This window comes from Actinoplanes sp. NPDC049668 (assembly GCF_044465445.1).
Taxonomy (GTDB): domain Bacteria; phylum Actinomycetota; class Actinomycetes; order Mycobacteriales; family Micromonosporaceae; genus Actinoplanes.
In genome coordinates, this window is record NZ_JBITLR010000005.1 from 12,937 (window position 1) to 38,539 (window position 25,603).

Here is a 25,603-nt window from a genome sequence, read left to right on the forward strand (position 1 = left end):
CTCTCAGCCGACCGGATTCCAGCCGTCGGTTCCGGCCAGATACTTCTGCGGGGTGTAGTTGACGGCCGTCGCGTCGCTCATCTGCGGCCGGTTGCCGTTGGTCGTCGCGCCCGAACCGGTGTTGCGGTACTCGAAGAAGCGGGCGTTCCGCCACGAGTTCGACGACATGTCGGTCCACGGCTGTGCGGTGGCGATGGTGCCGCTCAGGCTCGACTCCCGGTACAGCACCTGGGCGTTCGGGCCCCACGGCCGGCCGAGCTGGGTGGTGTTGCCGGTCGCGCCGGTGATGGTGCACCGGTAGAAGAGGAAGCCGTACGCGTTCGCGGCGTCGGTCCTCGCGGCCGTGATCGGTCCGCCGGTGCTGCGCTTCTCGTAGATCGAGGTGGCGTTGAAGACCGCGGTGCCGCCGCCGAAGATGAAGTCGACAGTGCCCTCGACGTACGAGTTCCTGACGTACGCGCGGTAGTTGTTGATCAGCAGGGTGTCCTGGGCGCCGAGGAACCGGACGTTGTCGAACACCGACCGGTCGCCGTTGAGGTTGGCGGCGACCGCCTGGCTGCCCTCGCCGTAGTCGTTCGAGATGGTCAGGTTGGACGCGGCGAAGTCCGCGCCGTTGACGAAGAAGGTGGCGCTGCCGGAGGTGCCGTACCCGCCGGCGGAGCTGTGGTTGTTGACGATCACCGTCTGGCTCGCCGCGGAGCCGAGGCCCTGCAGCGTGACGTACGGCTTGTTGGACGGGACCGTGACGATCTCCCGGTAGGTGCCGGCCTTGATGGTGATGACCCGCCGGGTGGTGTTGTTCGCCGGGACCGCGTCGATCGCCGCCTGCACGGTCGTGTACTGGCCGCTGCCGTCGGCCGCCACGGTGGCGGCCGCCGCCGCGCCGACGAACGCCCACTGCTTGTTGGTGTTCGCGGAGCACGTCTCTTGAATGATCGCGTTGCCTGAGGTGGTCGAGGCGTCCTTGTCCGAGATGCACAGCCCGCTGTTGACGTTGACGATCTGATACGTGCCCGACCCGCTCGCGGTCAGCGACCACTGCTGGTTCGCCTGACTACCGACGCAGGTGTACTGCTGCAGTTGCACGCCGGAGGCCGTGGACCAGCCGGGCACGTCCACGCACTTGCCGCTGTTGACGTTGCGCAGCAGGTAGTTCGAGCCGTTGGCGACCAGCGTGAACTGCTGCCACGCCGAGTTCGCCGTGCAGCCCCACTGCTGCAGCAGCGCGCCGTTGCCCGTGGAGGCGCCCGGCACGTCCAGGCACATCCCGGACTTGGTCACCTTCAGCTGATAGGCGACCCCGGCGGCCGGCGCCGCCTGCGCCGGGGACGTCGTCACGCCGACCAGGGCGGCCGCGGCGGCGAGGACGAGCGCCGCCGGCGGAAGCCACCAACGTGTCTGTCTCATGGTTCGGTGCCTCTCTCGAATGGGCCGCCGGTGGGGGACGGCGCGGGCGAACGCGAACGCGGGCAGACGAAGCGGGGGGATGGCCGATCAGGCGCCGAAGCCGACGACGCTCACGCGGGTGCCGGCGGTGTCGAAGACCAGGTACAGGTCGTGGCGGCCGGTGGCGGCGGTCAGCGGGGCGGTCACCTCGGCCCAGTCGTGCCGGCCGGCGACCGCCGGCACGTCGAGCACCGCGGCGACCGGGCCGGTGAGCGGCTCGTCCAGCCGTACCTCGATCCGGGCGCCGGCGGCGGGCGCCGCGGCCGAGGCGGTGATCCGGGCCGGGCCCGCGGGAAGGTCGACCCCGTCGAGGGCGAGCCAGGCGCCGTCGCGGACGGCCATCACCGCGTCGCCGCGCTCGGGGCCCTCGTCGGTCAGGGCCGTGCCGTACTCGGCGTCCCGGCTCGCCGCCCGCAGGCGGGCCGCCGGGCGGTCCGGGACCGTCTCGCCCCGTACGGTCAGGGTGCCGGTCGCGGTGATGTCGGTGCAGGAGTGGCCCACCATGACGGTGTGCCGGGCGGACTCGACCAGCGGCCGGTCCTGCACCACGTCGAAGAACGCCAGGTCGGCGGTGTCCAGGGTGAGCGTGACAGTGGCCTGCTCGCCGGGTGCGAGCCGGACCCGCCGGAAGCCCCGCAACCGGCGCAGCGGCTGCTTGACCCGCGACCGGCGCTGGCGGGTGTAGAACTGCACCACTTCGGTGCCCGGCCGGTCGCCGACGTTGACGACGTCCACGCTGATCTCCACCGGGTCGCCGGCCCGCACGGAGACGGCGTCCAGCCGCAGGTTCCGGTGCTCGAAGCGGGTGTAGCCGAGGCCGTGCCCGAACGGGTACAGCGGGCTGCCGCGGAAGTAGAGGTAGGTCGCGTCGCTGCCGATGATGTCGTAGTCGAGCAGGTCCGGCAGCTCGTCGGCGCCGCGGTACCAGGTCTGCGGCAGGCGCCCGGTCGGCTCGACCGGCGCGCCGTCGGCGTCCCGGCCGAGCAGCACGTCGGCGACGGCGGCGCCGGACTCCTGCCCGCCGTGCGCCGACCACAGCACGGCCGGCAGGTGCTCCTGCGCCCAGCCGATCGCGTACGGGTAGCTGCTGGTCAGGACCAGCACGGTGCTCGGGTTGGCCGTCCGGACGGCCCGCAGCAGCGCGTCCTGCCCCGGCGGCAGGGCCAGATCGTCGCGGTCCTGCGTCTCGCGCCCCGCCACCATCGGGTGGTTGCCGAGGACGACCACCGCGACGTCGGCGTCGCGGGCCAGCGCCGCGGCCGCCTCGAGCCCGTCCTCGACGAGCTCGACCTCGAACTCGGTGGCCGATTCGGCGGCCGCGTCGGCGCGCAGGACGCCGTCCGCGCCGGCCGCGACGTAGGTGTCGCCGGCCAGGTGCCGCAGCGCGATCCGGCCGCCGCGCCGGACCGGCTCGAACGTCTCGCGCACGACCCATTCGCCGGGCTCGGCCCGGTCGTTGACCAGCACCCCGTCCTCGCCCGCGCGGACGTAGCGCCGGTTGACGGCGGCGCGCAGCGTCACCGTGCCACCGCCCCAGTCGAGCACGTCGAAGAGGTCGTCCCCGGCGGGGGCGATCCGCAGCGCCGCGCCGTCGGGGCCGGCGACCACCACGCCCCGCGCCGTGCGCAGCCGGACCCGGTCGGCGCCCTCGAGGCCGCGCACGGCGTGCTCGCCGAGCCGCCCGGCGAGCCCGGCGCGCACCGTGACCGCGTACGGCAGGCTCCCGCTGTACCAGTCCGCCGCGAGGGTGTCGCCGAGCGGCCCGATCACGGCGACCGTCCGCGGCGCGCGCAGCGGCAGCAGGCCGTCGCCGTTCTTGAGCAGCACGATCGCGGCCCGCGCCGCCTCCCGGGCGAGCCGCTGGTGCTCGGGGCAGTTGACGACGTCGGCGGTCGTGGCCGCGTACGGGATGAGCTCCGCCGGGTCGAACTCGCCCAGCCGCAGCCGGATCGCCAGGATGTGCCGCACCGCGGTGTCCACGTCGGACTCGGTGAGCAGCCCGCGGTCGAGCGCCTCGCGCAGCAGGCCGGCGGTGGTGTGCGGATCCTCGGTGAAGCAGTCCACCCCGGCCCGCAGCGCGGCGGCGAAGCCGGAGGCGTGGTCGGGCAGGTAGCGCTGGTCGCCGGCGAGGTTGGTGCAGGCGCCCGCGTCGCCGACCACCAGCACGTCGTCGTCGGTCCAGGTGCGCAGCTCGGCGGCGAGCAGCGGGCTCAGGTGCGCGGGCCGGCCGTTGACCAGGTTGTAGGACGCCATGACCGCGACGGCGGCGCCGGCGGCGATCGGCGCGCGGAACGCGGGCAGCTCGTACTCGTGCAGCACCCGCGGCGGCAGGTCGCTGGAGGTCAGGTGCCGGTCGGTCTCGTTGTTGTAGCCGAGGAAGTGCTTGAGCGTCGGCGCGGTGCGCAGGTAGCGCGGGTCGTCGCCGCGCAGGCCCGCCGCGTACGCGGTGCCGAGCACCCCGGTGAGCCACGGGTCCTCGGCGTAGCCCTCCTCGTTGCGCCCCCAGCGCGGGTCGCGCAGCGGGTTGACCACCGGCGCCCAGACGTTGAGCCCGGTGCGGACGGGGTCCTTGTGGTGCAGCCCGCGCACCTCGTCGCCGACCGCCGCGCCGACCCGGCGAACGAGGTCGGGATCCCAGGTGCTGCCGAGGCCGACGGACTGCGGGAAGACGGTGGCCTCGCCGAGCCAGGCGACGCCGTGCAGCGCCTCGGTGCCGGTGCGGAACGGCCCGACGCCGAGGCGGGGGACCGCGGCCTGGTGCTGGTGCAGCAGGTCGACCTTCTCGGCGAGGGTCAGCCGGGCGAGCAGGTCGGCCACCCGGGCCGGCAGCGGCGCGCCGGGGTCCTCGAAGGTGCGACGGGCGGTGTCGTCCATGGCGGGTGCTCTCCCGAGGAGGCTGTCGAAGCGCTTCGATGAAGATGTCGAAAAGGCTCCGCCGACGTGCGATTTCACACGTGTTACGGCGGAGCCCTTCGAGGTTGACACCCGGCATCGACGCCGGTCAAGAGAAACAATTAGATTCCTCGATGCCTCACCCGGGTGGCGCGGGCAGGTGGCCGGCCTCCAGGCGGTCGAGGGCGAGCATGGCGCCGCCGGTGGCCGCGGCGTCCGCGTGCAGCGTGGAGACCGTGACCCGGAAGCCGAGGTCGCCCGGCGCGGCCGTGCGGGACTTCACCTCCGCCTCCACCGCGGGCAGCAGCCAGGGCGCCAGCGTCGCGAACGTGCCGCCGAGCACGACCGCGAGGGGGTCCAGCAGCTCGGCGAGGATCGAGACGCCGCGGCCGAGCAGCCGGCCGGTGTCGGCGAGGACCTCGGTGACCCGCGCGTCGCCCGCGCGAGCGAGGGCGGTGATCCGTTCCAGCTCGGGCGCGTAGTCGGTGACCGGGCCGTCCGCCTCGGTGTCCGGCAGCGCCCGGCGCACCAGGGCGGGCAGCCCCGCGACCGCCTCCAGGCAGCCGCGCCGCCCGCACCGGCAGACCGGGCCGTCGCAGTCGACCCGCAGGTGACCCACCTGGCCGGCGAAGCCGCGCCCGCCGCGCAGCAGCCGCCCGTCGGTGATGATCCCGGCGTCCACCCCGGCGCCGCCGACGAGGGTGATCAGGTCGGGCGTGTCGGCCTCGGCGCCGGTGCGGTACTCGGCGAGTGCGGCCAGGTTGGCGGCGTTGTCGACGACCACCTCGAAGTCCGGGCGGCGCAGGCCGCGCTCGAGGGCGGCGCGCAGGTCGAGATCCGGCAGCCCGAGATGGGCGGGGAAATGGACGCCGCCGTCGGCGCCGACCTGGCCCGGCACGGCGACGGTCAGCCCGAGCACCCGGCGCTGCTGGCCGGTCATCTTCGCGACCACCCGGCCGGCCAGCGCCGCGATCGCGGCCTCGGCCCTGCCGGGCACGCCGTCCAGCCCCGGGTACGCCCGCCGCCAGGTCAGCAGCCGCTCCCCGGTCAGGTCGACCGCCACCGCGGCGAGATGGTCGGCGGCGACCTCGATGCCCACCGCCGCGTACGGGCGGCTCTGCAGGGTCAGCATCGCGGCGGGGCGGCCGATCCGGTTCTCGGCCAGGCCGGTGTCGCGCAGCAGCTGCCGCTCCAGCAGGTCGGCGACCAGGCTGGAGACGGTGGCCTTGTTGAGCCCCGTCGAGGCGGCGATGTCCGCCCTTGAACAGGGCGCGTTGGTGCGTACGTACCTGAGTACCACCGCCAGATTCGTCATTCTCACGTCGGACAAGTCCGCCGGCTGCGTCATGCCGTGCGTACCGATCACGTCAGTCCTGCCTCCCGCCGCCAACGTCCCCGGGCTGGCCCGTCCATCATGCCGTACCCCGTCGCGCGGGCACGGTCATCTCTTGTGGGCCCCACCACCGTCGGCTAGTTTGTTTGGCTATAAGCCAAACAAACTCTAGCGGGAAGCTGTCGCTCCCGTCGACCGTTTATGAGGAGCACGCCGTGACCGATCGCCGGACCTTCCTGAGCCTGGTCGGCCTGAGTGCCGCGGCCGTCGCCGCCGGGGGCTCGCTCGCCGGCTGCGGCGACAAGGCCACCCGGGGCGGCGCGACGCAGGAGCTCGACAAGCTGGCCGGGGTGCTGCCCGAGCAGCGGGCGCTCACCGTCGCCGTGCCCAAGCCGGACATCGTCGGCACCCGGCCGGTCGCCGACGGCTACACCAAGTTCCCGGCCCAGCTGGTCGACGCGATCGCCGAGAAGCCCGGCGCCGGCGGCGCGGCCATCCGGGCGATGACCCCGGTCTGGGGACCCGCGCCGCCCGCCGGCGCGAGCAACGCCTACCTGACCGCGATCAACGCCGAGCTGGGCACCCCGGTCGACTTCAGCGTCCAGGACGGCATCACCTACGCCGAGAAGCTCGGCGCGATCCTGGCCGCCCGCGACGTGCCGGACCTGCTCTGCGTGCCGCACTGGGAGGTGTCCAAGCTGGCCCGCTTCGGCGACGCGGTGAAGGCGAACTTCGAGGACCTCACGCCGTACCTGGCCGGCGCCGCGGTGGCGGCCTATCCGATGCTCGGCACGTTCCCGACCGGGGCGTGGCGCAACGCCTGCTGGAACGAGCGGCTGATGTCGGTGCCGAACCCGACCGACGGCCCGTTCCCGTGGGCGCTCTTCTACCGCAAGGACCTGGCCACCAAGGCCGGGGTGGCCGCGCCGACGACCATCGACGAGCTGTACAACGTCGGCAAGCAGGCGACCAACGCGGACAAGGGCGTCTGGGCCTTCTCCGACATCTTCGCGATGGTGCAGATGTTCCACAAGGTGCCGGGCACCAAGGACGGCTGGCGCCTGCGGGCCGACGGCACCCCCGAGTTCAAGTACGAGACGGCGGAGTTCAAGGCCGCCGCCGAGTTCATGCGGCGGCTGTACGAGGCCAAGATGGTCCACCCGGACATCGTGGCCAGCAAGGGCGCCGACGCGCAGCAGCTGCTGAAGAGCGGCAAGATCATGTTTCACCAGGACGGCATCGGCATGTGGCAGGTCATGCAGGCCGAGCAGCAGAAGATCACGCCCGGCTTCGAGGTGCAGCCGGTCCCGCTCTTCTCCGCCACCGGCGGCAGCCCGCTCGCCTGGGGCGACGACGACCCCATCTCCTACACGTTCATCAAGAAGGGGCTCGGCAAGGCGCGGGTCGAGGAGATCCTGCGCGTGATCAACTGGTGCTCCGCGCCGTTCGGCACCACCGAGTTCGACCTGCGCGAGTACGGCGTCGAGGGCAAGCACCAGACCCGCGGCGCCGACGGCCCGGTGAAGACCGAACTGGGCTTCAAGGAGATCCAGAACCAGTACTTCTTCATCAGCGGGCGCAGCCCGGTCGTGCAGCCGTACCCGCAGACGCCGCAGTACGTGCCGCAGCTGCTGGCGTACTCGAACGAGACCGTGAAGAACCTGGAGAAGGACCCGTGGCAGGGCCTGAAGTTCGAGATGCCGGCCAAGTACAAGGCCGGCATGCAGCCGACCGAAGACAAGATGACCGACATCGTCCGGGGCCGGCGCCCGATCTCCGACATCGACGTCGTGGTCAAGGAGTGGCGTGCGGCGGGCGGTGACGAGGCTCGACAACTGATGGGTTCGGCGCTGGCCGACAGCGGTAGATGAGCAACGACCAAGCCACCCGCGTCGAGCCGGCGGTCGAACCACTGCCGCCGGCGACTCCGCCGCCCCCGGCCCGGCGGCGTTCGCCGCTGCGGGCCCGGTTGCGGCGCGACTGGCCGCTGCTGGTCATGGTCGCGCCGGCGGCCCTGCTGCTGGCGGTCTTCCACTACCTGCCGGCGCTGGGCAACGTCGTCGCGTTCCAGGACTACAACCCCTACCTCGGCGACGGCGCCCTGCAGGCGCTGGCCGCCAGCCCGTTCGTCGGCCTGGACAACTTCCGGGACCTCTTCGCCGACCCGGCGTTCTGGGACGCCTTCTGGAACACCCTGGCCATCACCGCGTTCCAGCTGGTCTTCTTCTTCCCGCTGCCGATCGCGCTGGCCATCCTGCTGCACAGCATCCTGTCCGGGCGGCTGCGCGGCTTCGTGCAGACCGTCGTCTACCTGCCGCACTTCTTCAGCTGGGTGCTGGTCGTGACGTTCTTCGTGCAGATGCTGGGCGGCGCCGGGCTGCTGGCACAGGAGCTGCGCGACGCCGGGATCACGCCGCCGGAGATCATGTCCAACCCGGACACCTTCATCGTCCTGGTCACCGCGGAGGCGGTCTGGAAGGACCTCGGCTGGGGCACGATCGTCTTCCTCGCCGCGCTGGCCGCGATCGACACCAACCTGTACGAGGCGTCGGCCGTCGACGGCGCCTCCCGCTGGCGCCGGCTGTGGCACATCACCCTGCCCGGGCTGCGGCCGGTCATCGTCCTGCTGCTGATCCTGCGGCTCGGCGACGCGCTGTCGGTCGGCTTCGAGCAGTTCCTGCTGCAGCGCGACGCGGTCGGCCGGCAGGCCGCCGAGGTGCTCGACACGTTCGTCTACCACCACGCCATCGCCACCGGCGACTACGGCTTCGGCGCGGCCGCCGGCCTCTTCAAGGCGCTGGTCGGCCTGGTGCTGATCCTCGCCGCCAACAGGTTCGCCCACGCCCTGGGCGAGCGGGGGGTGTACTCACGCTCATGACCACCACGACGACGCGCCGCCGCCATCCGTCGCGGCCGGCCTGGGAGGAGGAGCCCGGCGCCGCGACGCAGGCCGCCCGCGGCACGGTGCTCACCCTGGTCGTGCTCGCCGTGCTGGTGCCGCTCTGGGTGGTGCTGGTGACCAGCGTTTCGTCGCGGGAGGCCATCAACGCGGCCGGCGGCCTGGTCGTCGTGCCGCGGGACCTGGACTTCTCCGCGTACCAGATCGTCTTCTCCGGCGGCCAGATCAGCAAGGCGCTGCTGGTCAGCACGGTGGTCACGGTCGTCGGCACGGCGCTGAGCCTGTTCGTGACCGTGCTGGCGGCGTACGGGCTGTCCCGGCCCGGCTCGCTGATGCACCGGGGCCTGCTCTTCTACTTCCTGCTGACGTTCCTGATCTATCCCGGCCTGGTGCCGCACTACCTGGTGGTCACCGGGGTCGGCCTCAAGGACAGCCTGTGGGCGCTGATCCTGCCGACCGCGGTGAGCGTGTTCAACCTGGTGGTGGTGCGCGCGTTCTTCCAGAACATCCCGGCCGAGCTGCTGGACAGCGCCCGGGTCGACGGCGCGGGGGAGTTCCGGATCCTGTGGCGGATCGTGCTGCCGCTGTCCAAGGCGGTGATCGCGGTGGTCGGCCTCTTCTACGCGGTCGGCTACTGGAACACCTGGTTCAACGCGCTGCTCTACATCGACGACAACGAGAAGTTCCCGATCCAGCGGGTCCTGCAGAGCTACATCCTGGCGGGGCAGGCGCCGCAGCAATCGGGCGCGGCGTCCGCGTCGCTGCCGCCGACCCTGGCGATCAAGATGGCCGTGGTGGTGGTGACCGTGGCGCCGATCGCGCTGGTCTACCCCTTCGTCCAGCGCCACTTCACCCGCGGCGTCATCGTCGGCGCGGTCAAGGGCTGACCGCCGGCACGCGGTGCGGCCGCCCGGCCGTCAGTGCGACCTCGCGCGACGGCGCGCCGTCGATCAGCATGCCGGGCGGCGCGCCCACGGTCAGCCGCACGTCGTGCCGGGCCGTCAGCACCGCCTCCGCCCGGCCCGGCGCCCAGCGCAGCTCGTCGATCCGCACCGCGTCGCGGGCGGCCAGGCCCGTCACCCGTCCGGTGGGCCACTGCACGGGCAGCGCCGGCAGCAGGTCCAGCCGGCCGTGCGCCGAGCGCAGCAGCATCGCCGCGACGACCGCCGGCAGGCCGCCCGCGATGTCCACGTTGAAGATCGCGTCGCGGTTGTGCGTCGGGACCAGGCTCGCCCGCCAGTAGCGGCCCGCCATCCGCTCCACCGTCGCGTACGCCTCCTCGGCCATGCCGAGCGCGGCCGCCGCCAGCCCGAGCTGGGCCAGCCCGTACGCCATCTCGTCCGCCTCCGCGCCCAGCCACCACGCCAGCCGGCCGCGTACGGTCGCCATCGCCGCCGCGCGCAGGCCGGGGTCGCCGGTGATGAGCGGGTCCGGCTCGTACCACAGCGGCCAGAGGTGTGAGGCGTGCCGGTGCGCCGGCTGGTCGTCCAGGCCGGGGTGGCACCACTCGGCGAGCCGGCCCGCCGCGACGCGGTAGCCGGGCAGCGCGCCGAGCAGCGCACGCCAGCGCGGGACGTCCGGGTCCGCCAGGTCCAGCTCGGCCGCGACCCGCAGCAGGTTCGTCAGCAGGTCGCGGACCACCGCCACGTCCATCGTCGCGTCGACGCACGCCTGCGAGCCGGTATTGGCCGGCGCGTTCTCCGGCGAGTACGACGGGCTGAACGTCGCGACGCCGTCGCGGATCTCGGCGAAGTCGAGGTAGAACTCCGCGGACTCGCGCAGGAACGGCAAGGCCCGGTCCCGCAGGAAGGCGCGGTCGCCGGTGTAGCGCCAGTAGTCGAAGTAGAGCCGGCTCATCCAGGCCGCGCCGGCGGTCCAGAACGTCTGGCACCACCGCGGGCCGAAGTGGTTCTGCCGGCCGTGCGTCGACAGGTGCAGCGGGGTGAGCAGGCCCCGGGCGCCGTACAGCCGGCGGGCGTTGTGGCGCAGGTCGTCGCGCACGGACTCGAGCAGGTCGAAGACCGGCAGCAGCAGCTCCGGCGTGCCGGTCGGCAGCAGCGCGGCGACCGCGGCCGGCAGGTTGCCGTCCAGGGTGTAGCCGCTGGACCAGGGCGGCGTCCAGGTGCCGCTCCACACGCCCTGCAGGGTCGGCGGCAGGTCGCCGGTGCTGCTGATGATCGCGTACCGGCCGGCGTCGAACAGCCGCTCGACCAGCGCCGGCCCGACCGGCGCGGCCAGCAGCTCCGCGGTCGGCGCCGCCCGCGCGGCGCGGCCGGCACCGAGATCCACCCGCACCCGGCCCATCAGCTCGCCGTGCAGGTCCCGGTGCGCGGCGAGCAGGGCCTCGAAATCCTCATCCGGTACGGCGGGATCGGCGTTGCCGGGCAGCAGCGTGCGGATCGCGAGCACCGCGTCGGAGCGCACCTCGCACCCGTCGACGTCGCCGGAGAGCACCCGGCAGCGCACGCGGTAACCCGGCGCCGCGCCGAAGTCCACGCTCAGCGTCGGTCCGGTCGCGACGCGGCCGGTCACCGGGATCGGCGGCGCGCCCTCGATCAGGGACAGGTCCAGGGTGCCGCGGAAGCCGCCCGGCGCCGACAGCGCGACCACGATCGCGTCCGACGCCCGCGAGGCGAACACCCGCAGCCGGCCGTCCGCCCAGCGGTGCTCGACCAGCCCGGTGTCCAGGTCGACGCGCCAGGAGCCGTCGCCCGGCCGGCGCGGGCGCACGGTCAGCGTCGCGGCGCCGACCAGGGGATCGATCCAGACCGTCTCCGCGTACGCGGGCTCGGCCGCCGCCGCGTGCCCGCAGACCGCCTCGGCCGCCGCGGCGTAGCGGCCCGCCGCGAGCAGCTCGCGCAGGCGGGGAAGGATCGCGGCGGTGTCCGGCGCGTCCAGGCGCGGACCCGCCGGCAGGAACAGGCGCTCGTGCGAGACGGTCAGCCGCAGCGCCTCCCGGCCGCCCCAGCAGAGCGCGCCCTGCCGGCCGTTGCCGGTCACCAGCGCGTGCTCCCAATTGACAGCCTTCCGCACCGGCCCTAGTTTGGCGGGATTCCCAACTAACTACAAGGGAGCGGGATGCCGCGGCTGCTGTACGGCGGTGACTACAACCCGGAGCAGTGGCCGGAACGGGTACGGGCGGAGGACGTCGAGCTGATGCGGCGGGCCCGGGTGAACCTGGCCACCGTCGGGGTGTTCGCCTGGTCCGAACTGGAACCCGCGCCCGGCCGGTACGAGTTCGGCTGGCTCGACGACACGCTCGACCGCCTGGCCGCGGGCGGCGTCTCGGTCGCCCTGGCCACCCCGACCGCGTCGCCGCCGCCGTGGTTCGGGCTCGCGCACCCCGAGGCGATGCCGGTCACCGCCGACGGCGTGCGCCTGAGCCACGGCAGCCGCGACACCTACTGCGCCAGCGCGCCGGCGTACCGCGCGGCCGCGCTGCGGATCGCGACCGCGCTCGCCGGGCGTTACCGCGGGCACCCCGCCCTCGCGATGTGGCACGTGCACAACGAGTACAGCTCCGCCTGCCACTGCGACCTGGCCGCCGAGGCGTTCCGCGGCTGGCTGCGGGCGCGCTACGGCGACCTCGGCCGGCTCAACGACGCGTGGACGACCGCGTTCTGGAGCCAGCGGTACGGCGACTGGTCGCAGATCCTGCCGCCCCGGGCGACCCGGTACCTGCCGAACCCCGCGCAGGTGCTGGACTTCCGGCGGTTCACCTCCGACGAGTTGCTCGCGGCGTACACCGAGCAGCGCGACGTCCTGCGGGCCGCGACGCCCGGCGTGCCGGTCACCACGAACTTCGTGCTCGGCGGCTGGGTGCCGGTCGACCACGCCCGCTGGGCCCGCGAGGTCGACCTGGTCGCCATCGACCACTACCCGGGCGACCCGGGCGCCGGCGCGGAGCAGGAGGCGGCGTTCGCCGCGGACCTGGCCCGGGGCTGGGCCCGGCACAGCCCCGGGCGCCCGGACTGGCTGCTGATGGAGACGGCGCCGAACCTGATCTACGCCGCCGACCGGATGCACACCAAGGAGCCGGGCCGGATGTCGCGGCAGGCCCTCGCGGCGGTCGCCCGGGGCTCGCGGGGCGCGCTGTTCTTCCAGTGGCGGGCGCCGAGCGGCGGCGCCGAGCTGTTCCACTCGGCGCTGGTGCCGCACGCCGGGCCGGACAGCCGGGTCTTCCGCGAGGCGGTCGAGCTGGGCGGGCGGCTCGAGCGGATCGCCGATGCGGCGCGGGGTGCCGTGCGCGCACGGGCGGCGGTCGCCTACGACGAGCCGTCGGCGTGGGCGTTGCAGGCGCCCGGGCTGCCGTCGCGGCGCCTCGACCACCTGGCCGAGGCGCGGCACGCGCACGGCGCGCTGTGGCGGCGGGGCATCGTCGCGGACGTGATCGGCACGCTCGGCGAGCTTTCCGCGTACGCGATGATCGTGCTGCCCGGGCACTACCTGATGTCCGACGCGCAGGCCGGGGAGCTGCGGTCCTGGGTGGCCGCGGGCGGCCACCTCGTCGCGACGTTCCTCAGCGGCGTCGCCGACGAGTACGGCCGGGTCCGCACCGGCGGCTACCCCGGCGCGCTGCGGGACCTGCTCGGCGTACGGGTGGAGGAGTTCCATCCGCTCGGCCCGGACGATCCGGGCTCTGGTGAGTTGTGGAGCGAGACCGTGCATCTCGCCGGGGCGAGCGCCGTCGTCCACTATGTCGGCGGCGTCCTCGACGGTCGGCCGGCGGTCACCCGGAACGCCGTCGGCGACGGGGTGGCCTGGTACGTCTCGACCCGGCTCCCCGCGGATCGCTACGGCTCGCTGCTCGGTGCCGTCGCGGCCGAGGCCGGAGTGGCCGCGGAGTGCGAGGGCTTGCCGCCGGGTGTCGAGGCGGTCCGGCGTCGCGCCGGCGACCGGTCCTGGCTGTTCCTGCTGAACCACACGGGGGAGGACCACGAGGTGCCCGCCGCCGGGGTGGAACTGCTGAGCGGGGAGCCCGTGGAGGGCGTCGTCCGGATCGCGGCCGGGGGCGCCGCGGTCATCCAGGATTGACCGCGGCGCCGGCCGTCAACCGGTGACCGAGAACGAGTTGGTGACGAAGTCCCGGCCGCCGGACGCAGAGGTGATCTCGTAGCCCAGCTGGACGTTGCCGATGGTCACGTCGCCGAACCAGCCGCGCGCCCGGATCCACTGCGCGATCGCCCGGATGTCGACGGTGCCGGAGCTGGTGTTGCTGGTCCGCACGAACGAGTAGACCTGGTTGGCGCCGTTCGAGCCGCGGTAGATCGCCCAGGTGTGCCCGCCGACCGAGGTGGTCGTCTGCAGGCTGCCCAGCGGGCCGACCGCGCCGTACTTGTTCATCCACAGCATGATCTCGTGCGCGTTGTCGGAGGACCAGATGTCGTACGCGGTGGTGAAGGCGACGCCGCTGGTCGGCACGGTGACGTTGAAGCTGCTCGTGGTGGTGCCGAGCGCGCTGACCCGCTTACCGAGGTAGCGGGTCGCGTTGGGGTACGACTTGATGCCGCCGGTGTTCGGGTGGTTCGCCCACACGCCCCAGTTCGAGGCGGAGTTGGCCCAGATGGTCTGCGGGCCGTAGCCCGAGCCCCAGACGTTGTTGTAGAGCGTGTAGCCGTTGCTGGACCAGGTGCCCCACCGGTCGCTCGACCACCAGACCGCCGCCTGGGCGGGCGCCGCGACCAGGGTCAGGGCGGCGGCGACCAGCACGGCCGCGATCACGCGTCTCATGAGCCCTCCTTAGTTTGGTCTCACAACTAAGTCGAATGATACACGTCGATATCCAAACAGGAAGCTGTGAGCGCTCCCAGTGCTCTTACCATGTCTTTACTCGCATCGGCTGGCGGTCTACTGTGAGCGCTCCCAGTGTTGAACAGAAGGCGGTGGCGCATGTTCCCCCTCCAACGCAAGCGGACCGGAGCCCTCCTCGCAGTCGTCCTGTCCGCCGCCGCCCTCGCGGTGCCGGCGCCGGCGCGGGCCAGCACGCTCTCCATGCGCGGCGCCGACGTCTCCACGCTGCAGCGGGCCGTCGACCTGGGCGCGAAGTACTACACGGCCGCGGGCGCCGTCGCCGACCCGCTCGACATCCTCAAGTCCGCCGGCGTCAACTACGTCCGGCTCCGGGTGTGGAACAACCCGCGCAGCGGCTACAACAACGCCGCCAAGGTGCTCGCGTACGCGCGGACCGTCAAGGCCAAGGGCTTCAAGCTCCTGATCGACTTCCACTACTCCGACACCTGGGCCGACCCGGGCAAGCAGTACAAGCCGGCGGCGTGGTCGAGCCACGGCATCTCCGCGCTCACCACGGACGTCTACGACTACACGTACGGCGTCTGCAACAGCCTCAAGGCGCAGGGCACCACCCCGGACAGCGTCCAGATCGGCAACGAGATCAACGTCGGCATGCTGTGGAACGACGGCAAGGTGGTCAACAACGACTTCACCAACCTGAGCCTGCTGCTCAAGGCCGGCTACAACGCCACCAAGGCCTGCAACTCCTCGACCCAGGTCGTCATTCACACCGCCAACTCCGACAGCGACGCGCACGCCCGCTGGTTCTACGACGGGATCAGGGCCAAGGGCGTCGTCTGGGACGTCACCGCGCTGTCGTACTACTGCAACTGGCACGGCACGATGGCCAACATGACCTCGGTGATCGCCGACATGATCTCCCGCTACGGCAAGCCGACGATCCTGGCCGAGACCGCCGCGCCGTTCACCCTGAGCAACGCGGACGGCACCGGCAACAGCATCAACACGGCCTGCTCCGGGTACGCGGCGACCTGGAACGGCCAGGGCGCGGCGTTCACCGCGGTGCAGAACGCCGCCAAGGCGGGCGGCGCGATCGGCGTCTTCTACTGGGAGCCGACCTGGACCGCGGTGCCCGGCAACGGCTGGGACCCGGCGAACATCGCCTCCTCCGGCGACGGCTGGGACAACATGGCCGTCTTCAACTGGACCAACGTCTTCAACGGCGCGGTGAAGTGGATCAGCTGAAGCCCACACGCGTGGTGCGAACCTGACGTCCGATCGGCTGTTATCAACTGCCAGGTGACAACAGCCGAACCAGGTGCGATACGGGCAGCGGTCGCCGAGACGATCACGAACAACGCGACGCGGCTCCGCAACATCTCCGCCCCGGCGCTCATCGGGTTGCTCTCGGCCTCCGCGCTGACACCGGTCATCGCGGCGGCGGCCGGCACCGGCGCCGTGATCACCGCCGGCGCCGCGGCACTCGGCTCGGTCGGTGCGAACGTCCTCACCGGCGTGGTGACCGACGCCGTCGCCCGCCTGCGCCCGGACGACGACCCGGCGCAGGTGCGGCACGCCGTCGCCGAGCGGATCGAGGCCGCCTTCGCCTCCGCCGACCCCGCGGACCGGGACCTGCGCGGCGAGGTCATGGCGCTCTTCCAGGCGGTCGACATCGCCGGCACCGCGTTGCGGACCGCGGCCACCCTCGACGGCCCCGACCTGCTGCCGGGCCTGGTCGGCGCGTTCTCCGAACTCACCGCCCTGTTCGGGGAGTTCGCGTTCGTGCTGGTCAACTCCCGCCTCGGCATGGAGGCCGTACACCAGGACCTGCGCCGCGAGATCGCACGGCAGAGCGCCGACCGGGAACGCGCCCGCGAGGCCGACGCCAACCTCGTCCGCGTCCTCGACGCGCTGCGCGAGCTGCGGACCCGCCGGCCGCCCGCCGCCGGCCCCGCCGACCGGCAGCCGCGCTGGCCCGGCTGTCCCTACCTCGGGCTGTTCCCCTTCCAGGAACGCGACGCCGCGATCTTCTACGGCCGCCGCGAGCTGACCCTCTCCCTGCTGCGGCGCCTGGCCGACCAGCCGACCGGCGGCGGCATCCTGCTGGTGCTCGGGGCGTCCGGGGCGGGCAAGTCGTCGCTGCTGCGGGCCGGCCTGCTGGCCGCCCTCGCCGACGACCGTCCGGTACCCGGCTGCCGGACCTGGCCGCGCCGGGTCATCACCCCCACCGCCGACCCGGTGGGGCAGCTCGCGACCCACCTGGCCGACCTCGCCGGCGCCGACGTGGTCGGCGTCCACCGGTCCCTGTCCGAACATCCCGAACAGGCACACCTGCTGTCCGGCCAGGCGGTGGCCAGGCGGCCCGAGCACCGGCTCGTCCTGGTCGTCGACCAGCTGGAGGAGCTGTTCACCCTCGTCGACGACGCGCACCAGCGCGCCGTGTTCCTGACGGCCCTGCACGCCATGGCCGCCCACCGGCCGCCCAACGCCCTGGTGGTGGCGAGCATCCGCAGCGACTTCCTCGACCATGCCACCTCCTTCGCGCCGCTCAAGCAGGCGCTGGAGGCCGGGCCGTTCGCCGTCGGCGCCGTCACCGAGTCCGAACTGGCCGAGGCGATCACCGGCCCGGCGGCGGAGGCCGGCGTCGCCGTGCCGGACGACCTCACCGGGAAGATCCTCGACGACCTGCGCGACCGCGACCTGCCCATCGGCTTCGACAGCGGCGCGCTGCCGCTGCTGTCCCAGGTCATGTACGTCATGTGGCACGCCGACCCCGAACACCGCCTCACCGCGGCCGGCTACCACCGCACCGGCGGCATCGCGGGAATCGTGAACACCAGCGCCGAACGCGCCTTCGACGCGCTCACCGACGATCAGCGCCGGCTCACCGTCAAGGTCTTCGCACACCTCATCGTCACGACCACCGGCCGGCCCACCCGCCGCCCCGCCACCCGCGCGGCCCTGCGCGCCGCGGCCGCCTGCGACGACACCGACCTCGACGCGATCCTCGACGCGTTCACCGAACAGCGGCTGATCATCCGCACCGGCGACGACATCGTCGCCGTCGCCCACGAGGAGTTGCTGCGCTCCTGGACCAGGCTGCACGACTGGCTCCGCCCGAGCATCGCGGACCAGGCCCTGCACCGGGCGCTCATCGACGACGCCCAGGCCTGGAACGACCACGACCGGGACCCCTCCTACCTGTACCGGGGCAGCCAGCTGTTCGCCGTCCGGCACGCCACCCGGCGCTGGGCGGCCGACCCCGCGAAGCGCCTGAGCGTGGACCGCACCACCGCCGACTTCCTCACCGCCGGCCGCCGCCGCGACCGCCGCCGTCGGCGGGTCTACCGAACGGTCGCCGCGGTCATGGCGGTGCTGCTGCTCGCCACCGGTTGCGCGGCGGTCGTCGCCGTCGACAACGCCGCCCGGGCGGACCGGCAACATGCCGCGGCGCTGTCCCGCCAGCTCGCCGCGCAGAGCCGCGCCATCAGGTCGCGGGACCAGATCACCTCCGCCGACCGCGCCACCGCCGAACGCCTGGCGGCGGCCGCCCTGCACGTGGCGCACACCGACGAGGCCGCCGCGGCGGCGGGCCAACTGCTCGCGGACGGTCGCAACACCCTCCTGCACACCGAACTGGTGAGGTCGATGGCGTTCGCCCCGGACGGGCGGCTCCTCGCGACCGCCGACGGCCGGCTGGTCCGACTGTGGGATCCGCACACCGGCCGGCTCGCCGGCACCGTGTCGACCGGCCACGCCAAGAAGGTGCACGCGGTGGCGTTCAGCCCGGACGGCCGGCTCCTCGCCACCGCCGGCGACGACGGTACGGTGCGGCTGTGGGACCCGCGAACCCGCGAACCCGTCGGCGCGCCGCTCACCGGGCACAGCGGCTGGGTGGAGGCGCTGGCATTTCGCCCGGACGGGCGGCTCCTGGCCAGCGCGGGCAGCGACGGTACGGTGCGGCTGTGGGACCCGCGAACCCGGGTACCCGTCGGCGCGCCGGCCACCGGGCACACCGCCGTGGTGCGCGGCGTGGCGTTCAGCCCGGACGGGCGCCTGCTGGTCACCGCCGGCGACGACGGGACGGTTCTCCGCAGGGACCCGACCACCGGCAGGCCCCTCGGCACGGTGGGCACCCCGCGCGGCCACGGCGACTCGGTGAAGGAGGTCGCGTTCAGCCCGGACGGGCGGCTCCTGGCCACCGCCGACGGCGACCGGACGGTGCGGCTGTGGGACCCGCGCACCGGCCGGGAGGTCGGCGCCCCGCTGGCCGGAAACCACCGCTCGGTCGCGGCGCTGGCGTTCAGCCCGGGCGGGGGACTCCTGGCCGCCGTCGGCGGCGACCACACGGTACGGCTGTGGCACGTGCCGACGCGGCCACTGTGCTCCGGGAGCTGCACCCCGGCCGAGGCGCCCGACACAATCGCACCGATCGGCGCCGGCCGGGGGTCGGCGGTGCTGTTCAGCCCGGACGGCCGGTATCTGGCCACCGCCGGCGACGACGGGACGGTGCGGTTGTGGAACCCGTCCAGCGGCAGACCCTCGGGCCCGCTGCTGAACAACGCCGCGCTGTGGACGATGGCGTTCAGCCCGGACGGCCGGCTGCTGGCCGTGGCGGGCGTGCGCGGGCAGTTCCGGCTGTGGGATCCGGCCACCGGAAGCCTCGTCGGGACTCCGCTCACCTACTACGACGGTCAGATGTCCACTGTGGCGTTCAGCCCGGACGGCCGGCTGCTGGCCACCATCGCCCACGACGGTGCGGTGCGGTTGTGGGACCCGTACAGCAGCAGACCCGCGGGCCGATTGCTGACCGGCACCAAGTCGACGGCGACGGCGTTCAGCCCGGACAGCCGGCTCGTCGCCACCGCGGACACCGGTGGGCGGATCCGGCTGTGGGATCCGGCCACGGGACGACTCGTCGGTACGCCGCTCACCGGGCACGCCCGCCCGGCGTCCGCGATGGCGTTCAGCCCCGACGGCCGAACCCTGGCGACCGCCGGCGTGGACAGGACGGTGCGGCGCTGGGACACCCGGACCGGCGAGCCGGTCGGCGCCCCGATCGCCGGGCTCACCGGCGAGGCGCAGGCGCTGAGGTTCGGTCCCGAGGGGCGGCTCCTGGCCGCGGTCGGCTACGACGGGGCGGTGCGGCTCTGGGGCCTCGGCACCGGCAGACCCGTCGGCGTCACACTCGCCGGGCTCACCGAGGAGGTGCGGGAGGTGGCGTTCAGCCCGGACGGGCGGCTCCTGGCCACCGCCGGCGCGCGCGGGACCGTGCGGCTCTGGAACACCCGCACCGGCGAACCGGTCGGCGTTCCGATGATCGGGAGCGGCTACTCCGTATCGGAGGTGGTGTTCAGTCCGGATGGGCGGCGCTTGGCCACCGCCGCCGCCGACGGGACCGTGTGGATCTGGGACCCCGGGACCTACCTCGATCCGAAAGCAAGCCTGTGCGCCCACGCCGGGGCCATCAGCGCCGACGAATGGCGCGCCTACGCCCCCGGCGAGCCGTTCGTCGAGGTCTGCTCCTGAACGGTGTCGCCGGTGGGCCCCGTCGTGAAGAAGCGGACGACGTCCTCGGCCGCGGTGGGGGACAGCATCATCGCCTGAACCCGTGCGGACATCTCGGCGATCGGGTGGATCCTGGCGAACATCGCCTCCTCGTACGCCCGGATCGCCGAGTCGGGGTCGGCGGCGAGTTCGGCGGCGAGTTCGGCGGCGTCGAGCATCGCCTGGTTGGCGCCCTCGCCGACCGGCGGCATCAGGTGTGCGGCGTCGCCGATGAGGGTGACACCCGGCCGGTGGGCCCAGCGTGCGCCGGACGGCATCGCCTCGATCCTGCGCGGGATCGGCGGGCCGTCGCCGGCCTCGATGAGCGCGGTGAGGCGCGGCTCCCAGCCGTCGAAGACCTCCAGCAGGGCGCGCTTGCTGCGGAAGGTGTCCAGGTGGCGATCGTCGGCGGGCAGGGAGATCCCGACCCGGATGCCGCCGTCGCCGAGGCGCTGCGCCGCGAGGATCCGGTTCGCGCCGATGCACCAGAGGTTTCCGGGGCCGACCAGCTCGGCGAGCTCCGGGTGGCGCCGATCGACCTCGCCGATGCTGAGCTCGGCCAGGGTGGCGACGGGGGACAGCGGCGCGTCGGTCAGCAGCGGCCGGACGACCGAGCGTGCGCCGTCCGCGCCGATGAGGACGTCGCAGTCGGCGCTCCGTCCGCCGTCGAACCTCAGCGTGAAGCCTCCGCCGGGCCGCGGCTGCGCCACGACGAGCCGGTGCCGCCAGGCCACCGCGTCGCCGGGTAGCGAATCGAGCAGCAGGTCACGCAGTGCGCGGCGGTCGATCTCGGGGCGTCCGGAGAACGAGCCCGGCCGTGGCACGTGGTGCACGAGGGTGCGCCCCTCCGGGTCGAGGATGCGATGTTCCTCGCCCTCCGGCCGCGCCTGGGACCGGAACCGGTCGGCGAGGCCCGCCTCGGCCAGGGCCCGTTGCCCGGAATCCGGGTGCAGGTCGAGCATGCCGCCCTGTGACCGCGCGGACCGGCTCGCCTCGCGTTCGTACACCACCGCGCCGATGCCGTGCCGGTGCAGGATCCGGGCCAGCGTCAGGCCGCCGAGCCCGCCTCCGGCGATCGCAATTCGCATCGTCATCTCCGTTACCGTACGCTGTACCTCATGGATACACCGTACGGTAGCGCGCCGCTGCCCGTCTGGGAACGGCCCGAGCCGGCGCCGCGGGCGGCGCCGGTGCCGCTGAGCCGCACCCGGATCGCCGCCACGGCGATCCGGATCGCCGACGCGGACGGCCTCGACGGGTTGTCGGTGCGCAAGATCGCCAAGGAACTCGGCGTCGGTCCGATGCGGCTCTACGACTACGTGATCAACAGATCTGAACTGCTCGATCTGATGGTCGACGCCGTGTACGCCCGGATCGCCGAGGGCGGCGAGCACTCCGAGTGGCGCGCCACGGTGCTGGCCATCGTGCACCGGACCCGCGACGCCGCCCTGGACCACGAGTGGTTCGCCGACCTGCTCGGCGCGCGGCCGCACCTGGGCCCCCACGCGCTCGCCGTCGGCGAATCGACCGCGGCGGCGCTCGGCCAGGCGCCCGGCGTGCGCGACATCGACGATCTACAGCGGGCCCTGGGCGCCCTCAACGCGTTCATCGTCGGAGCGCTCCGCCGGGAGATCACCGAGCGGCGCACCGCCCGCTCGACCGGCACCGACGTGCCGGCCTGGCAGGCCGCCCTCGGGCCCTACCTGACCCGCATGCTCGAAACGGGCCGATACCCCACCATCGCCCGGCTCGTCACCGACGGCGCCCACCTCGACGCCGCGGAGACGTTCCACCACAACCTGACCACGATGCTGGACGGCATCACCGGCGCGTGAGGTCCACGCACCCGGTGAGTCGTTTCGCCGAGGCCTGCTCCTGAGCGGCAGAATGCGGACGTGGCGGAGATCCGATCGTTCCGGCCCGGCGACGGCCCGGTGGTCAGTGACGTCATCGGACACTGCCTGCGCGAGGTCAACAGCCGCGACTACCCGTCGCACATCATCACGCTGATGTGCGAGCACTTCACCGCCGCCCGGATCGAGCAGCTCGCCGGGGAGCGGCAGATGTTCGTCGCCGTGGAGAACGGGACCGTCGTGGGCACGGTCTCCCGTGACGACAACAAGGTCTTCACGATGTTCGTCCGGCCGGGTTCGATCGGCCGAGGGGTAGGGCGGCAGCTCATGCACCACATCGAGGCGCTCGCGGCGGCCGAGGGACACGACCACATGGAAACCGGCGCCAGCATCACCGCGCACGGCTTCTACCAGCGGCTCGGATACGTCGATGTGCGCACCAGCGAGACGGAGTTCGGCCTGAACCACATCCTCCGAAAGCCTCTGCCAGGCGCGCGACCGTAGCTCAGCGCATCAGGTGAGGGTGCGGCCCGCGTCCGCTTCGGTGACTCCGGTCGAGGCCCGGCAACCGCCGGCCTTCGGTGTTGAATGGCGGGCATGGAGTGGATCCTGCCGTTCGCCGTGGTGCTGCCGATGCTGGTGCTCCTGATCGCCTTCACCGGCCGCCGCCGCACCCCCGATGATCAGACTCGCAGGCTGGCGGCGGTCGAGCGCAAGCTCGACCTGATCATGGCCCACCTGGAGATCCAGGAACCCGAGCCCGACATTCCCGGGCCGGTCCTGCGTGAACTCCTCGCCGGCCGCAAGATCCAGGCCATCAAGGAATACCGCGAGGCGACCGGCACCGGTCTGAAGGAGGCCAAGGACGCCGTCGAACTCTTCGCCAGACAGCACGGCCTGGCCTGACAACGTCGCGACCTGAATCAGGTCGAGAACCTTCGGCGGTCGGCTCGCGCAGCAACGCCCGGTCGTCTGCCAGGGGTATCCCCGGCAGTCGTACCGCTGCGGTAGTGGTTCCAGCTCTCGGCGGCGTCGGCGAGAGGGCCGAGATCGGTGGCGGATGGTCGTTGCCGTTTGCCGGTGCCGGCTCAGCGCGGCGATAGCAGCGGCGAAGGCGTCGTCGGTATGCGCCAGCGTCTGACCATCGACCGCCTCGGGTGCGACCCGGTCTGCCCATCGAACGGTAGCGGCCTGCACTTTCGGTACAGGACATGGCGTCAGCGCCACCGCCATTGTGTTGAGGGTGGCGGCCACCGTAGGTAGATCCGGCGAGCCCGGCCTCAAGTCCGGATGCCGGCCCTCGACATACTCGAAGCCCAGCAGCAGCCAACCATCGACCTCTACCTGCCAGCGCAGCCGCGGCATCCGAGCCGGCAGGTACGGATTGATCCGGGCCTCGTTGCGATGCATCCAGCCCACCGGGTTACCGGCGACCACGCCTTTGCAGAAGAACCGGCTGCCGCGGCCGTCCAACACCGCCGCGAAGTCGGAGATCGACCCCGTTTCGACCGGCGTAACCCGCAGGATCGGGCCGGTGTGCCTCTGAACTTCGGCGCGGACAGCAGGCGGCAGTTCGTGCCATTGGCGGCGGGGCAAGGTGGCGGACTCCTGACGTTCGCGGCATTTCGGAGCTGGCGAACAGCTGCCACCGGCTCCCGGCGTCGGGGGAGCTGCGCTGGCTCCGATCCTCTGTTGCTACTTCAAGATCAGCGGTGAGCGACGCCTTTCACGCTATGCCACCAGGCGAAGGGCGCTGCCGACGCGGATCGCGGCGTGAGCGGACGCCGGGCGACGCTGGCTATGATCCGCGCTGTGCGACTCCCAGACGTCATCCCGATCAAGTACGAGCCCGATTACCGTACGGACCGCATCGGACGGCATGCGGGTGGACAGTTCTTCGCTGACATCACCGGCGCCTACCCGGAAGGCGTCAGTCCAGGTCACGACTGGCGGAACCAGCAACGGATCTACGCGGTGCTCCATCTCTTCGACGGAAGCGGGCACCACACCGGCTCGAACCTCCGGTTCACCGGCTTCAGGGGCGACAGCCCCGCAGCCGTCGAGGCCGCCGAGCAGGTCCTGTCGGACTGGCTGGCCGGCCTCGAGGCGGTCACGAACTGCAATATCGCCATCCGACCCTTCCGGGTCGACTTCGACAACGTCGTCTTCGGCCTCATCGATGAGACCACCGACGACCCAGACGAGGGCCACGGCGGGCCATGGGCCGAGCTCTACCCACAGGGACTTGGGTTCCACGAGCCATGGAACGGCGAATACGACACCTAGATCGTTGACCGGTAATTCTGGGCAGGTCATCAATGGTCGTAGGCGATCGAGGAGCGTTTGACGGGTGCCTCGATGGTCCAGTTGTGCCAGATCGCGGCGTTGAGGGCGAGCAGGCGTTGCCGGACACGGGTCCATAGGCCGGCCGGTACCCGCCCGCCGTGTTGTTCCAGGCCGAGTTGGTTCTTTAACGTCCAGATGATCGCTTCGATGCGTTGGCGTAGCCAGTTCGGGAAGGGTCTGGGAGTGACCACGGGTGGCGCCCGGGGCGGGCTGGTTGGCGGGCTGGCGGGTCAGGGTCTGGCGGGTCGCTTCGCGTTCGCTGAACAGTTTGGGGTTGGCCAGGCCGAACCCGGTGACGGTGCCGTCGGCGATGGTGATCAGCAACAGTTTGACCCCCCGGTACCAGCGGCTGTGCGCCGACTCGTAGCCGTAGCCGGCCCAGCCGAACAGATCCGAGCGTTGGCTGGTGGTGCGTGACTGCCCGCAGGGGATCGGGGTGGCGTCCATCAGGCGTAGCGGTTCAGCGGATGCATCGGTGTGTTCGACCAGCCACCGCAGCGCGGCCTCCATCAGCGTGGCGGCCTACTTGACTGGACACCCTTCATCCGTCTGTCACGCAACCACCGCGACGTGTCACACCGACCACCTCAACACCACCGGCGAATTCTTCGTTTGGCCTATCAACCTCCCGGAGCATCACGCATACTCCTGTTCCAGGATGGCCAGGTCGCGGTCGGCGAACTGCACGTGCTTCCACTCGTCGCTGAAGATGACTTGCAGGCACTTGACCGCCGTCCGTTCGGCGGGCGGCGGGCAGCCGATCGCGTTGTTCGGCCCCCGCACGCGGTCCAGCTCCTCCTGCGTGACCTCGGCCAGATATGCGCGCAGATCGGCGATCCGCTCGGCGCGCACGGCGAGGATTTCGCCGAGGGTGGGCGCGGCCGACTCGTCGATGCCCAACTCGGCGCCATTGGTGGTAAACGATGCGGGCACACCGATCGGATGAAACGGGTTCGGGCGAAGGGCCGCCGCGTGGCCATACCACGCGTCCACGACGAAGATCGTGTGGCGCAGGGTTTGGGCAAGCGACCACTCGTCGTTCACCGATCTGTGGACGGCTTCCTCTGGCAGCACGCTTGCGCGTCGGAGCGTCGCTTGCCAAAGCTCCTCGATCACATCCACCGCGTCGCGCATCGTCTCGGGTGTGGTTGGCCGCATTCGCAGCCGTTCGGGGTGCAGGCGATCCAGCTCGGCCTCGATCAATGGCATGACCTCCACGCCGTTGACGCGCAGGCCGTCGATCGCCCCGTCGATGTCTGCGTCCAACAGCAGCACGCCACGCATCCGGGCGCCGCTGAGATCCACCTCGCGGAAGGTTGCGCTGGCCATTGACAGGTCGATGAACTCCGCACCCTCGTAGTCGGGCTGCTGCACGAATCGCGTCATCGGCACATCGTAGGGGCCTGGTACGACAAGACCACCAAATCAAGATCCCAGCATTGGGCTGCCCGGAGTTTTCTGGACAGGGGTTCCATTTGGGACCATTGACCGGGAGCGGAGGAGATAGTCGTTGCACGAGTGAAGAGGAGAAATACC

At 72.3% G+C, this 25,603-nt stretch carries 17 protein-coding genes; 9 read left to right on the top strand and 8 right to left on the bottom strand.

Annotated elements, in window-relative coordinates; all coding sequences use genetic code 11:
- Positions 1–3: 3 nt before the first annotated feature.
- The 3 genes from ACIBSW_RS21350 to ACIBSW_RS21360 all read right to left on the bottom strand — a co-directional run bounded on the left by ACIBSW_RS21350 (position 4) and on the right by ACIBSW_RS21360 (position 5,653).
- Positions 4–1,407: a pectinesterase family protein gene (locus tag ACIBSW_RS21350; protein WP_354729150.1), complete on the bottom strand. Its 1,404-nt coding sequence runs from the start codon at positions 1,405–1,407 to the stop codon at positions 4–6.
- A gap of 87 nt (positions 1,408–1,494) precedes the next feature.
- Positions 1,495–4,320 (bottom strand): glycoside hydrolase family 3 C-terminal domain-containing protein, encoded by a 2,826-nt coding sequence (locus tag ACIBSW_RS21355; protein ID WP_354729152.1) that lies wholly within the window; start codon positions 4,318–4,320, stop codon positions 1,495–1,497.
- Between the two features lie 157 nt (positions 4,321–4,477).
- On the bottom strand, positions 4,478–5,653 hold the full coding sequence (locus ACIBSW_RS21360) for an ROK family transcriptional regulator (RefSeq protein WP_354729154.1): 1,176 nt from the start codon (positions 5,651–5,653) through the stop codon (positions 4,478–4,480).
- A gap of 233 nt (positions 5,654–5,886) precedes the next feature.
- On the opposite strand from ACIBSW_RS21360, the gene ACIBSW_RS21365 reads away from it, so the two are divergent.
- The 3 genes from ACIBSW_RS21365 to ACIBSW_RS21375 are packed head-to-tail and all read left to right on the top strand — an operon-like array spanning position 5,887 to position 9,457.
- Complete coding sequence (locus ACIBSW_RS21365) at positions 5,887–7,542, top strand: extracellular solute-binding protein (RefSeq protein ID WP_354729156.1); 1,656 nt, start codon at positions 5,887–5,889, stop codon at positions 7,540–7,542.
- The gene (locus tag ACIBSW_RS21370; protein ID WP_404799416.1) at positions 7,539–8,549 is read left to right on the top strand and encodes an ABC transporter permease; all 1,011 of its coding nucleotides are present in this window, start codon (positions 7,539–7,541) and stop codon (positions 8,547–8,549) included. Before ACIBSW_RS21365 ends, ACIBSW_RS21370 begins: the two co-directional genes overlap by 4 nt.
- Positions 8,546–9,457, top strand: coding sequence for a carbohydrate ABC transporter permease (locus tag ACIBSW_RS21375; protein WP_354729158.1), 912 nt, complete (start codon positions 8,546–8,548; stop codon positions 9,455–9,457). The genes ACIBSW_RS21370 and ACIBSW_RS21375 overlap by 4 nt, the downstream gene beginning before the upstream one ends.
- On the opposite strand, the gene ACIBSW_RS21380 is transcribed toward ACIBSW_RS21375, so the two are convergent.
- Entirely contained in the window at positions 9,447–11,603 is a 2,157-nt protein-coding gene (locus tag ACIBSW_RS21380) for a glycosyl hydrolase family 95 catalytic domain-containing protein (protein ID WP_354729160.1), read from the bottom strand. The two genes, ACIBSW_RS21375 and ACIBSW_RS21380, sit on opposite strands and share 11 nt — an antisense overlap.
- 45 nt (positions 11,604–11,648) lie before the next feature.
- On the opposite strand from ACIBSW_RS21380, the gene ACIBSW_RS21385 reads away from it, so the two are divergent.
- On the top strand, positions 11,649–13,604 hold the full coding sequence (locus tag ACIBSW_RS21385; RefSeq protein WP_354729162.1) for a beta-galactosidase: 1,956 nt from the start codon (positions 11,649–11,651) through the stop codon (positions 13,602–13,604).
- A gap of 15 nt (positions 13,605–13,619) precedes the next feature.
- On the opposite strand, the gene ACIBSW_RS21390 is transcribed toward ACIBSW_RS21385, so the two are convergent.
- Positions 13,620–14,300 (bottom strand): GH12 family glycosyl hydrolase domain-containing protein, encoded by a 681-nt coding sequence (locus ACIBSW_RS21390; protein WP_354722969.1) that lies wholly within the window; start codon positions 14,298–14,300, stop codon positions 13,620–13,622.
- Between the two features lie 159 nt (positions 14,301–14,459).
- Here ACIBSW_RS21390 and ACIBSW_RS21395 point away from each other — a divergent pair, with 159 nt between their 5' ends.
- A complete protein-coding gene (locus ACIBSW_RS21395; protein WP_354722971.1) occupies positions 14,460–15,566 on the top strand; it encodes a glycosyl hydrolase 53 family protein in 1,107 nt (368 codons plus the stop codon).
- A 54-nt stretch (positions 15,567–15,620) separates the two neighbouring features.
- Positions 15,621–19,850 (top strand): WD40 repeat domain-containing protein, encoded by a 4,230-nt coding sequence (locus tag ACIBSW_RS21400; protein WP_354722973.1) that lies wholly within the window; start codon positions 15,621–15,623, stop codon positions 19,848–19,850.
- Here the strand turns inward: ACIBSW_RS21400 and ACIBSW_RS21405 are convergent.
- Complete coding sequence (locus tag ACIBSW_RS21405) at positions 19,811–20,962, bottom strand: FAD-dependent monooxygenase (protein WP_354722975.1); 1,152 nt, start codon at positions 20,960–20,962, stop codon at positions 19,811–19,813. The genes ACIBSW_RS21400 and ACIBSW_RS21405 overlap by 40 nt on opposite strands.
- 24 nt (positions 20,963–20,986) lie before the next feature.
- Between ACIBSW_RS21405 and ACIBSW_RS21410 the strand changes: the two genes are divergently transcribed.
- The 3 genes from ACIBSW_RS21410 to ACIBSW_RS21420 all read left to right on the top strand — a co-directional run bounded on the left by ACIBSW_RS21410 (position 20,987) and on the right by ACIBSW_RS21420 (position 22,627).
- Positions 20,987–21,703 carry a TetR/AcrR family transcriptional regulator C-terminal domain-containing protein gene (locus ACIBSW_RS21410; RefSeq protein ID WP_354722977.1) on the top strand — a complete coding sequence of 239 codons (717 nt, stop codon included), beginning with the start codon at positions 20,987–20,989 and terminating at the stop codon, positions 21,701–21,703.
- 60 nt (positions 21,704–21,763) lie between these two features.
- Positions 21,764–22,225, top strand: a complete 462-nt coding sequence (locus ACIBSW_RS21415; RefSeq protein ID WP_354722979.1) for a GNAT family N-acetyltransferase — start codon at positions 21,764–21,766, stop codon at positions 22,223–22,225.
- Between the two features lie 225 nt (positions 22,226–22,450).
- Entirely contained in the window at positions 22,451–22,627 is a 177-nt protein-coding gene (locus ACIBSW_RS21420) for a ribosomal protein L7/L12 (RefSeq protein ID WP_354723079.1), read from the top strand.
- An 825-nt stretch (positions 22,628–23,452) separates the two neighbouring features.
- On the opposite strand, the gene ACIBSW_RS21425 is transcribed toward ACIBSW_RS21420, so the two are convergent.
- Complete coding sequence (locus ACIBSW_RS21425; protein ID WP_354722981.1) at positions 23,453–24,577, bottom strand: hypothetical protein; 1,125 nt, start codon at positions 24,575–24,577, stop codon at positions 23,453–23,455.
- 126 nt (positions 24,578–24,703) lie between these two features.
- Entirely contained in the window at positions 24,704–25,453 is a 750-nt protein-coding gene (locus ACIBSW_RS21430; protein ID WP_354722983.1) for a DinB family protein, read from the bottom strand.
- Between the last annotated feature and the right edge of the window lie 150 nt (positions 25,454–25,603).